The sequence below is a fragment of the Komagataeibacter sp. SM21 genome, assembly GCF_041402665.1.
GTDB classification, from domain to species: Bacteria; Pseudomonadota; Alphaproteobacteria; order Acetobacterales; family Acetobacteraceae; genus Komagataeibacter; species Komagataeibacter saccharivorans.
Map to the genome: position 1 here is coordinate 1 of NZ_JBGLOV010000038.1, position 9,735 is coordinate 9,735.

General features: G+C 52.6%; 11 protein-coding genes. 5 read left to right on the forward strand and 6 right to left on the reverse strand.

The genetic code is table 11. The features are described from left to right. Positions 1-189: 189 nt before the first annotated feature. Positions 190-1,077: an MBL fold metallo-hydrolase gene (locus ACBR42_RS16360; RefSeq protein WP_371208733.1), complete on the reverse strand. Its 888-nt coding sequence runs from the start codon at positions 1,075-1,077 to the stop codon at positions 190-192. Positions 1,078-1,129: 52 nt separating this feature from the next. Beyond that, entirely contained in the window at positions 1,130-1,462 is a 333-nt protein-coding gene (locus tag ACBR42_RS16365; protein ID WP_003626994.1) for a YciI family protein, read from the reverse strand. Positions 1,463-1,577: 115 nt separating this feature from the next. On the opposite strand from ACBR42_RS16365, the gene ACBR42_RS16370 reads away from it, so the two are divergent. Further along, positions 1,578-2,498 (forward strand): LysR family transcriptional regulator, encoded by a 921-nt coding sequence (locus tag ACBR42_RS16370; protein ID WP_371208734.1) that lies wholly within the window; start codon positions 1,578-1,580, stop codon positions 2,496-2,498. A 31-nt stretch (positions 2,499-2,529) separates the two neighbouring features. On the opposite strand, the gene ACBR42_RS16375 is transcribed toward ACBR42_RS16370, so the two are convergent. Continuing rightward, a complete protein-coding gene (locus ACBR42_RS16375; protein ID WP_035729839.1) occupies positions 2,530-3,276 on the reverse strand; it encodes an SDR family oxidoreductase in 747 nt (248 codons plus the stop codon). 149 nt (positions 3,277-3,425) lie between these two features. Here ACBR42_RS16375 and ACBR42_RS16380 point away from each other — a divergent pair, with 149 nt between their 5' ends. Next, entirely contained in the window at positions 3,426-4,340 is a 915-nt protein-coding gene (locus ACBR42_RS16380) for a helix-turn-helix domain-containing protein (protein ID WP_371208735.1), read from the forward strand. A 19-nt stretch (positions 4,341-4,359) separates the two neighbouring features. On the opposite strand, the gene ACBR42_RS16385 is transcribed toward ACBR42_RS16380, so the two are convergent. Further along, on the reverse strand, positions 4,360-4,842 hold the full coding sequence (locus ACBR42_RS16385; RefSeq protein ID WP_371208736.1) for a DUF2938 family protein: 483 nt from the start codon (positions 4,840-4,842) through the stop codon (positions 4,360-4,362). A gap of 103 nt (positions 4,843-4,945) precedes the next feature. On the opposite strand from ACBR42_RS16385, the gene ACBR42_RS16390 reads away from it, so the two are divergent. After that, the gene (locus tag ACBR42_RS16390) at positions 4,946-5,398 is read left to right on the forward strand and encodes an Rrf2 family transcriptional regulator (RefSeq protein ID WP_371208737.1); all 453 of its coding nucleotides are present in this window, start codon (positions 4,946-4,948) and stop codon (positions 5,396-5,398) included. Between the two features lie 74 nt (positions 5,399-5,472). Here ACBR42_RS16390 and ACBR42_RS16395 read toward each other — a convergent pair whose 3' ends face one another. Beyond that, entirely contained in the window at positions 5,473-6,399 is a 927-nt protein-coding gene (locus ACBR42_RS16395; protein ID WP_371208738.1) for an aromatic alcohol reductase, read from the reverse strand. Positions 6,400-6,501: 102 nt separating this feature from the next. On the opposite strand from ACBR42_RS16395, the gene ACBR42_RS16400 reads away from it, so the two are divergent. After that, positions 6,502-7,017 carry a winged helix-turn-helix transcriptional regulator gene (locus ACBR42_RS16400; RefSeq protein ID WP_371208739.1) on the forward strand — a complete coding sequence of 172 codons (516 nt, stop codon included), beginning with the start codon at positions 6,502-6,504 and terminating at the stop codon, positions 7,015-7,017. 190 nt (positions 7,018-7,207) lie between these two features. On the opposite strand, the gene ACBR42_RS16405 is transcribed toward ACBR42_RS16400, so the two are convergent. Continuing rightward, a complete protein-coding gene (locus ACBR42_RS16405) occupies positions 7,208-8,074 on the reverse strand; it encodes an NAD(P)H-binding protein (RefSeq protein WP_061470493.1) in 867 nt (288 codons plus the stop codon). A gap of 115 nt (positions 8,075-8,189) precedes the next feature. Between ACBR42_RS16405 and ACBR42_RS16410 the strand changes: the two genes are divergently transcribed. Continuing rightward, on the forward strand, positions 8,190-8,552 hold the full coding sequence (locus ACBR42_RS16410) for a helix-turn-helix domain-containing protein (protein ID WP_007284623.1): 363 nt from the start codon (positions 8,190-8,192) through the stop codon (positions 8,550-8,552). Positions 8,553-9,735 lie beyond the last annotated feature (1,183 nt).

Consider the following 9,735-nt stretch of genomic DNA (forward strand, 5'->3'; position numbering starts at 1 on the left):
CCGCAAAATGGCGAAACTGATACCTCCCGGAGCGCCTGCCTTATCCACCTGAGGCAAGAAAGCTGCACTTATGTCGAAGTGGCTTGGCAACACTTTCACTCTTCACCTTGAGTTTTTCAACACTATCGGGGGAAAGCGGAATGTCCGCAATGGAATTGAACGAGGTGAACAGCGGACATAATGGCAGCCCTAGAGGAAAGACCAACCCCTTCCCTGGTCGTATGTCATCACTTTTCCAGCGGATGTCATCGGAAAATGCGATGTGAATACTGCTGCGGTGTGTTCGGTAGCATAATTCAAAGCCCATTTGCGCGATATGATGGCTATCTGAGGATCTGCATCAAAAACGGCACTCCACTCCGGAATACATACCTGAATGGGGTGATGCATGACATCACCCGTGAAGAGCGCACGCTCCATACCTGATTTCAGCACGAGAGACGCGTGATGGGGCGTATGCCCAGGTGTGGGGTGAAAGGAGATTCCTTCAAGAACTTCGGATCCGTCTACGTCAATCTGATCCGCAAGATCCGCCGAGATAATCGGATCAACGCTATCAATGCGTGTCATGAAACTGGTTTTATTGCGGACGCTATCATGAGCCGGATTACTGAAAAAATCATATTCGGCTCTAGAAAAGACATATCGGGCATTCGGGAATGTCGGAACCCAGATGCCATTTTGCAGGCGTGTGTTCCACCCCACGTGATCAACATGCAGATGGGTGAGAAGAACAAAATCGATATCTTCTGGTCGGACGCCAGCGCGCATCAGATTTTCAAGCCACACGGTCTGCAAGTGATCGAAAAACAGAGCAGCAGGTCGAGCCTTGCTATTCCCGGCCCCCGTATCTACAAGAATGTTCCGACCGCGATCCTTGATGAGCCAGCTATGAACGCTCAAAAGGACTTTCGTTTCTGAAGCATCCAGCGTTTCAGGTAGATCAGAATAGGCCTGAAGTGCCGTTGCATCATCCCAATCAGGAAGCAACTGTTCTGGAGTGAGTGCTGCCAGCGTAAGATCCTGTATTTTTAGTATGCGGGCATCCCCTACAGCATACCACTGAAGATCGTTCATAATCCCAAGGCTCTCTTTTCGTTTTTATTTCTCAAAAAACACAGCGCTGTCGTCATGAAGGGAAAAGAGACTTCAATTCTTGCGGGAGTTTGCCTGTTGCATGATTTGACAGGCACCCGAATAGTGGGTCCCATTCTTCAATCCGCAGATCACAAATCAAACCTTCGGATGCAAAGGGATCACCGGCAATCATCGCGTCGATCTCTTGCCGATTGGCGCCTTTCATAATCAGAAAGCCGGAGCGCAATGGGGTCCCTTTCAACGGACCGGACGCCAGCAGGCTGCCTTCCTGAATAAGGCGCCTGAGATACAACACGTGTGCTGCGACATGCTGTCCCCATCCCTCGCCGTCAGGGTGGTCCATGCGCACAAGATAAACAGGCATTTCGAAAGTCTCCACCAGAACTGGACTTGCCAATCACTCGAAGCCTTCAGCATATTCCTCTTTTCCGCTAGATAAATTGTCGATACGAGACATCAGTCACAACTGAGGAGGATGAATGCTTGACCGGTTAACCAGCATGAAGATTTTTATCAAGGTCGTGGAATTGGGGTCCTTTGCAGCGGCCTCCCAGCATCTGAATTTGTCGCCGCAGATGGTCGCCAAGCATATAGAGGCTCTGGAGCATCACCTTGGTGCTCGCCTGTTGCATCGAACGACACGTCGGCAAAGTCTGACTGAAACAGGACGGCTCTATTGCGAGCAATGTCGGCTTGTTCTGCAGGCTGCTGAACGAGCTGACACTCTGGCAGCCAATACGCTTGGCACACCGCGCGGCACATTATCTGTCAGCGTCCCAGTCACCTTCGGGCGAACGGTATTTCTATCATTTATTCACAGTTTTCAAAAAAGATACCCAGAAATTCAAGTGCATTTATCCCTGACAGACCAACTGGTTCACCCCACAATGGATGGTCATGAGGCTGTGATCCGAATTGGTGAACTGGAGACGGACCTTACAGCGGTCAGTCGTCCTTTGACGGCCTATCGTCGGGTCATCTGCGCGGCTCAAACCTATCTGGAAAAACACGGTTTTCCAGGGCAGCCCGAAGATCTGATGCGCCACGAGTGTCTCGTATATGAAAACTCCGGCGGCCCTGTAACCACGTGGTACCTTTCTCAGGGGAGCGTTACGCGACCTGTCACCGTGTCCGGGAAGATAATCAGTAATGATTCAAGTGTTCTGCATTCTGCAGCTCTTGGTGGCGATGGCATTCTGCTGGGATATGAGCAGGCTCTGCTTCCAGATATTAAAAGCAAACGGCTTGTCCGGCTTATGCCCAGGTGGAAAGTTCCGGACAGGCCCATGCACCTGCTCTATAACGCAGGTCCGGTTATGACCCCAAAGCTGCGGGTCTTTGTGACCGAGCTTCAAGAGGCTTTCCAGCCTGAAGCCTCTTTTCGACGGAAGGGTGCCTGACTCCTAAGCTCAGTTGGCAATCAGTTCCTGTTCACCATCCCTGTTCAGTCGGAAGAACAAACAGTTCTGCAACATCCATACGTGCAGGTGATTTCAGAGCAAAAAGGATACTGTCTGCTATGTCCTCGCCCTCGAGAAAGGTCATGGACGCTGCAAGGTCATCCATCTGTTTGCGGTAATCAGCATCTGTAATGTGATCGTAAAGCTCTGATTTTACGGCTCCCGGCTGAATGCAGGTAACGCGGATATTATGCTTTGGTCCGATCTCCATTCTTAGGCCGTCTGAAAACGCTGTCACCGCAGCCTTGGTGGCACAATAAACGGCGAGACCCGTAAAGACCTTACGGCCTGCAATCGAGGACATGTTGAAAATATGACCCGAATGCTGTGCGATCATCTGCGGAAGAACGGCTGCCGTTGCATTGAGAACACCGGATATATTGACGTCCACCATCTGCTGCCATTCGTTCACTTTCAGGCTGTCAACGCTGGATAGGGGCATCAAGCCCGCGTTGTTGACCAGAACATCAATCCTTCCAAATTGGGCGATCAAGCTCTTTGCCGCTTCTTGACACGAGACAAGATCAGTAACGTCCGTCACCAGAGGAATAGCGTGACCGCCAGCCTTGGTAATCTCACTGACAAGCGTTTCCAGGCGATCATGACGGCGTGCCGCCAGGCCAACTGTGATTCCTTCTGTTGCAAGTTTGCGCGCTGTTGCAGCACCAATGCCACTGGATGCTCCGGTCACCAGAGCAACTTTTCCTGCAATATTCATAATCTTCTCCACACGACGAGCCTTCAATCAGCCTTCATTGTCGAAGGAGGTGTAAATTATGCCAGAAGATATCTCTCATGGCTTCGTGCTGAAACTATCGCGATTTTGCGCTATAGATAGTCGCGCATGGAAATGAGAGAGTGTAGCAGATGGTTTTGTCCTGCCTTCCTTCTCGGCGTGCTGCCAGTTTGACACTGGAGCAACTTCTCCCCGGGAAGAAAGTCGCGCAAAGTGAAGGGGATGTCTGGAAGGATGTTGACGTCCAGATATTCACTCGCCCGGTACAAGAAGACGAAATTCTTGTACCTGCCGTCGCAGAACCCCTGCTTGTTTGGGTTATCCGCGGAGAAGCAAATATTGAAGAGCGTGAACTGACAGGGCCTTGGGAACAGAGCAAGGCAAGAGCAGGAACATTTTACCTCACGCAGACGGACACACCCTATCTGATGCGGTGGCAGGGCAAGGGAAACACTTGTTTTGAAGTGTTGCATCTCTATCTTGGACTTGAGCTTGTCGATCGAGCTGCCATGTCATTAAATCTGACTTCATCCCGTATTCGAATGCAGGATGTTTCGGGCGGGGAGGATGCTTTCATATCAGGCATTTTGAGTGGTCTGATAGCTGAAATGCAATCTTCTGTTATTGCAAATCCCTTATTTGTAAATGGCCTTCTGGAGAGTCTGACAGTTCATCTTTTAAGACAGTATGCTGATACCAAGGCTAAGATAAAGCTACGATCCACACTCTTGCCCACATGGAAACTGCGTAGAGTTCTTGATCATATGGAAGCACATCTGGCTGAACCATTTGATTTGGATTGTCTTGCTGCTTTGTGTGGCATGAGCCGTTTTCACTTCAGTCGCTCATTCCGTACAACCACGGGACAAACTCCCTCTGGTTGGTTCATGCAGCGCCGGGTCCAGAAGGCATCAGAAATGCTTTGTAAGACCAATGTTCCTATTATCGAGATTGCCTTGGAGATCGGATACGAAAGCCCAAGCCACTTTGCTCAGGTCTTCCGCAGAGTGACGGGTGTCAGTCCTCGTGATTATAGAAAAATGTAATCAGTATATGAGTAAGGTTTCAGCAAAGACCTTGGTAAAAAATTTCTCCTAAATACAGTCCCATTCCAAAGACAGCATGAGCGCTTATACTGAGAAATAGTCCTTTTCCAGGATTGGGAGCCCTAAGCCCGAAAAAACCGCCGCCCAGAGCAGGTTTCATAAACAGAAAAGGGGCTAAAAGGGTAACAAGTCCGAAGAGTAGACCATTTAGCAGTGTGGGGACTGTCTTTGCTATAACCACCACAAAACTGAGGTACAGTGCGGCATAAACAGCACCAATCAGATAATGAAATGCCCAGCCAACAAGTGCCTCTCCTTTCAGGGAGGGTCTTTTTCCAATCATTGGGTCATAGATCCTGCCGTCACGCCACCCTATGACCCAGCGGCCGGTGACAGGCCAGTTGGCTGCAGGAATTCCAGTCAATGGTTTCTGGGCTTGTTGCCAGATATCGGATGCAGCAGTCGCCACGACGCCGACTGTCAGAATTTCGAGCAAATTCATACAGCATGTCCTCGAAGTAAGAGTGGACTCACACAGTTTCATGTCACTTTTCGAGTTTCATGATATACTGACGGGATTACATTCTAGCAACACATGAAGTTACATGAGACAAGATAACAGATTATCCTGTGTGCTCCACGTACTACTGCATCTGGCAGAAGCAGGTGGTCCCATGACGTCAGAAGCCCTGGCTCGCGCCCTTAACACCAACCCCGTGGTTGTGCGACGTCTTATGGGCGGTCTGCGTGAGCATGGATATGTGCACTCCGAGAAAGGACATGGCGGGGGGTGGACGCTCTCATGCCAGTTGGATCAGGTGACGCTGCGGGATATTTACGAGGCTCTTGATGCTCCAAGATTATTCGCCATAGGGAACCGGAGTGAGGAGACTGAGTGCCTTGTCGAAGAAGCCGTCAACCACGCCATGAGTAGCGTCCTGACCGATGTTAAGGCCCAATTTCTGGCGCGTTTTGGCCAGATTACACTTGCAGCACTTCACGCCGACTTCCATCAGAGGCTAGCAGAGCGCCATGGTCCGACTACGCTCTGCAAGTAAACCAAGGGCTGATGACTAGGATGGCTGCTGACCTTGTGTTTCCCGGAATTCAGATGTCGCAAACAGTGAGATGTTTACGCTACATGACGTTGCTGGTGTTTTAGCCAGGCTATGGCGTCGGTCACCTCAATGCCCTGTAAAGCGTTAAAAGTCCGATCCTTGTCCCATGCCACGCCAGTATCGCGTGCGAACGCAAGACGGTATTTCCGTATTCCATCGTCAGGGTGTGCGGCGACTTCTGCGCGTAGCCAATCCATATCCCACAGCTCCCGAGTGACAGGGCGGCCGAGATAGTGCTGCATCTTTTCGGCGAGTTGAGCGTAGGAAAACGTATCCCCGGCAACGTAAACCACCTCGTTCTGGATCGGCGGTTTATGGGCGAGGATGCTCGCTGTAAGTCGTCCTATATCTTCGGAAGTGGTCACGGTCAGGCGGTTATCCCAACTGCCGAGTGCGCGAACCTTGGCACCTTGAAGATCCACCAAACCGAAAGCTGGCTCAAACAGAAAGCTGGTGAAAATTCCTGTCGAAACGATTATCCATCGGGTCGCAGATTGACCGCGCAGCATGTCCCTTACGTCTGATTGCTCATCAAATACTGGCTGCCCGCTGCCACGTCCAACAACATCGTAATCAACACCAAACTGCCACGGCACATAACGGTCCACCCCAGCTTTCAGGACGGCACTGGTAATTTTACGCTGTGTACCGGGACCACCAACAAACCCGGTACAAAATATAATCGTATTGAACTTGGCGAAAAGGACGGAGAGGTCCTCCACCGTTTCCGTCGCAAGATCAGCATAAACGATCTGCAGGCCCTTTTGCTTTAATTGTCGCGCAATATCCGTTCTGGTGTTGTCGCTTGATGGTCTGAGAAGAACGCTGATCGATCGGGCGCATTCCGGTTTCTGTTCAAGCAGGCCGGTGATGACGGCCTGACCAAGCTCTCCGGCGCCGATGACAAGGGTTTCAATGACAGGGGTCTTCATCGCTGGCATCAGGAATTCCTTCTGGTTATGAAGTTAAAATAAGACGCGATGCGGGAAAGCGAAGAAGGTACACGACTGATACCGTTCGATAATCTGGACTTCGATGCCGTGATGGCTCAGTCGCAGGCAGCCTGTGCTGCTCTCAGTGACGATGATGGCGGGTTGAAGCGAGAAGTGCTTGCGCATGCCGGCAACAGATGGTCACTCGGCATTGTCCATCTTCTCGGTGTTGCTGGTACTCTGCGGTACGCAGAACTGGCGCGGCGGCTTGATGGGGTTACGCAGCGTATGTTGACGCGCTCTCTTCGTCAGTTAGAACGCGACGGTCTTATTATTCGCCGTGATCATGGTGAGGTCCCGCCACGGGTGGATTATACTCTCACTCCGTTGGGAAAGGGGCTTCTCGTAGGAATGATGCCGCTTTGGCGGTGGATTATTGACAACGCTTCGGCATTCAGAACGGCACGAGATCGGTTCGATAGTGAGAGGAATAGCACTTTCGTTGAGCCTCGTGACGGTCTGAATGAGCAACAGTGTTTAAGCGGCGGAGCTAATGCGCCATGGCACTCCGCTTTTGAGGATAGCGTTGGTGATTGTGACGAGAGGCCGCTCAAACACAGTTGCTAGCCGCCCCGGACGCCATCGCCCTGGAAAGCCATCTGGTCGAGTGCCCTGGCAACGCCGACATCCAGTTGGACCTGACCTCCTGCTGAACTACGCCTCCAACGTGGTCATGTACCCGCAATTCCAAGCCTACTTGCACCGGTGGCGCGGACCTTCGTCGAATGGCGCAGCAAAGCACCCAGCAAGTGCGGTGCTACGACTGCCCCAGTCCTCCGGCGATACTCGCCAGAATTTCGGCCAGGGAGCACGGCGTGCCTCCGGTCAAACGCACGATGTCACCGCTGACGATGTCGTAGGCGCCACGCGCCTGCCGCGCCTTCATCGATACCACGGCATCGGCAACCACGTCAGGCAGACCCGTTTTGAGCAACCCGGCTCGCAACACCTCGGCGGGCATAACGTTCAAGGCAAAGGGCCGCTGGATCTGCTGCGCGACCAGTCTGCAGACCGCTTCACCACGCAGGGCTTCAGAGCCTGTCAGCTGATATATGGCGCCCTCGTGGCCCTCGCTGGTCAATGCGGCGGCGGCAGCTTTGGCCACGTCGCCGCGCGAAACGAAACTGACGCGGCTGTCCTCAAGCATCGCAAGCCCGCCTGCCGTCAAAGACATCCGCACCTCTTCGACCAGCGTCTCGGAAAAATAGCTCATACGCAGTATCGTCCATGCGGGGATCGCGCTCTTGATCAACGCCTGCTCACTGTGCCAATACGCCGCCCCAACGGCGGACTCCCCCTCACGCTGCGTCCCGGTTGCCGACAACAGGAAGACGTGACCGACCTCGGCCTGTGCAGCGGCATCCACGGCCGCCAACATCTGGCGCGAACGAATCCCCGGCCGCAGATCAGCCCCCGGAATCAACAACAGGCGATCCAGGCCCTGATAGGCCGCCACCAATGTCTCGGATTGGTCGTAGTCGCCTAAGCGACCTGCGTAGGTTCGATCGGTCTTGGGAGTGCGCGAAATCGCCACCAAGTTTTCGGCCGCAACCGTTTCCGCCAACGCCTGAACAACTGCGCTACCGAGCTGGCCGCTGGCACCGCTCACACCTATTTTCATCATCAGATTCCATGGTTATTTATGGTTCTTTAGGATAAATTTGTTCCTATAAGCTAACAAGTACGCATGAATTCATGCGTCAGGAACACCCAGGTTCCTGTCGGCCCAAGGAGTAGCAATGGAAAATGTAGAAGCGGAATGTCGCGGCCTGGCAGAGGTGATTGCACGCATTGGCGACAAGTGGACGGTCATGGTCTGTGGCCATCTCTCAGAAGGCACCCATCGTTTCAATGCGTTGAAGCACCGCATCCCCGGCATCTCGCACCGGATGCTGACCATCACTCTGCGCGGGCTCGAACGCGATGGACTGGTGGCTCGCAAAGCCTATGCTACCGTCCCGCCGAAGGTTGAGTACTGTCTGACCCCATTGGGGCAAAGCCTGACAGGACCTCTGGCAGCCCTGGCAAGTTGGGCACGCGAGAACCGGCCCGCCCTTGAACAGGCCCGCGCCGCATTTGATCGTCGTGCCGCGCAGGACTGAACTGGCGTTGAGGTGTGATGAAGCGCGCCGTCAATCAGCGGCGCATGCGGGGCATCATTCCATCAAGTTGAACCACTTAACCATGCGCTCGCTCAGGTGTTTGTCCAGAGATGTCGGTTCATTTTGCTACAGTATAATTACCAATATGCGCAGCATCGTGAGGCACATGAGCGGAAATTACTGGCAGACGGGAACAACGGTGACGGCATACGCGAGTATGTCGGACTTGCCACGCGCACATGTCCGGTTTTGGGAATCTTTATCGCGCCTTGTATGTCGAGGATGAGGGCGACTGTCGCCTGTCTGCTCCTGCATCACTGAGCAGACAGGCAGTTCAGGTCAGGGGGGGGAACGGAAGGTCGGCTTATAGATGGAGAAGCTTCACCAGCAGTCATTGATATCGTTATTTACAGAGTAGCTATCGTATCAAATTAGTCGCTCGAAAGTTCGCCCGAGCGACCAAAATCTCCTATCACTTGCCTTACCATATTAAAATTGGCGTAGGTTCCGGCGATTAGGCTTCTATGATCCGCTAGAAAGCGACCGTGTGACCTTAAGTGATAAAATCATTGACTTGCAGGCAATCGTCGATTATCCAAGTCTTAACACGGCCGGCCCCGGCACCTTAATCGGTGTGAGCGGGTCGGTTTTTTTATGTTCGTGACATTAACCTTTTGCATGTCTTATAATAAACCCTTCCTATCCGTTCATGATCAAGTCTTATTGCTACAAGCTCGTGGCATGGATGTAGGCTCGGTCACGCATGCAGAGACTCTCCTCACACAGTTCGGATACTATAGGCTGAGCGGCTATTGGCATCCGATGCGTAAATGGAAGATCGTGCCTGACGGTACCGTCTATGAGGACGATTTCCAACAGGGCAGCATGACGTGCCCCCTTTTTTGTATCCACTCAAAAGGAGAGTTCCCGTTTTTTATGGCTTTGGGTTGATGGGATGACAAGTGTCTCGGGGGCATGCCCCCGAGACACTTGTCTGGCGACCTGATCCGGTGTCCTGCCACCCAGCTGGGAATGGGGGCGCACCGTATTGTAATCGGAGGGATCGAAGAACCGTCAATTGATGTGCGTGGCCCGTGATTTCTGGCTTTTGGCGATTTGATTGACGGTTTTTGCGCTGGCATCCGGTCTGCGTTTTGAGCAGATTGGGCGCTGTTATCCGCTT

What these genes read in the sequence shown, in the direction of transcription:
- ACBR42_RS16360 (WP_371208733.1), bottom strand. Translation starts at nt 1,077, where the DNA reads ATGAACGATCTTCAGTGGTATGCTGTAGGGGATGCCCGCATACTAAAA.
- ACBR42_RS16365 (WP_003626994.1), bottom strand. Translation starts at nt 1,462, where the DNA reads ATGCCTGTTTATCTTGTGCGCATGGACCACCCTGACGGCGAGGGATGG.
- ACBR42_RS16370 (WP_371208734.1), top strand. Translation starts at nt 1,578, where the DNA reads ATGCTTGACCGGTTAACCAGCATGAAGATTTTTATCAAGGTCGTGGAA.
- ACBR42_RS16375 (WP_035729839.1), bottom strand. Translation starts at nt 3,276, where the DNA reads ATGAATATTGCAGGAAAAGTTGCTCTGGTGACCGGAGCATCCAGTGGC.
- ACBR42_RS16380 (WP_371208735.1), top strand. Translation starts at nt 3,426, where the DNA reads ATGGTTTTGTCCTGCCTTCCTTCTCGGCGTGCTGCCAGTTTGACACTG.
- ACBR42_RS16385 (WP_371208736.1), bottom strand. Translation starts at nt 4,842, where the DNA reads ATGAATTTGCTCGAAATTCTGACAGTCGGCGTCGTGGCGACTGCTGCA.
- ACBR42_RS16390 (WP_371208737.1), top strand. Translation starts at nt 4,946, where the DNA reads ATGAGACAAGATAACAGATTATCCTGTGTGCTCCACGTACTACTGCAT.
- ACBR42_RS16395 (WP_371208738.1), bottom strand. Translation starts at nt 6,399, where the DNA reads ATGCCAGCGATGAAGACCCCTGTCATTGAAACCCTTGTCATCGGCGCC.
- ACBR42_RS16400 (WP_371208739.1), top strand. Translation starts at nt 6,502, where the DNA reads ATGGCTCAGTCGCAGGCAGCCTGTGCTGCTCTCAGTGACGATGATGGC.
- ACBR42_RS16405 (WP_061470493.1), bottom strand. Translation starts at nt 8,074, where the DNA reads ATGATGAAAATAGGTGTGAGCGGTGCCAGCGGCCAGCTCGGTAGCGCA.
- ACBR42_RS16410 (WP_007284623.1), top strand. Translation starts at nt 8,190, where the DNA reads ATGGAAAATGTAGAAGCGGAATGTCGCGGCCTGGCAGAGGTGATTGCA.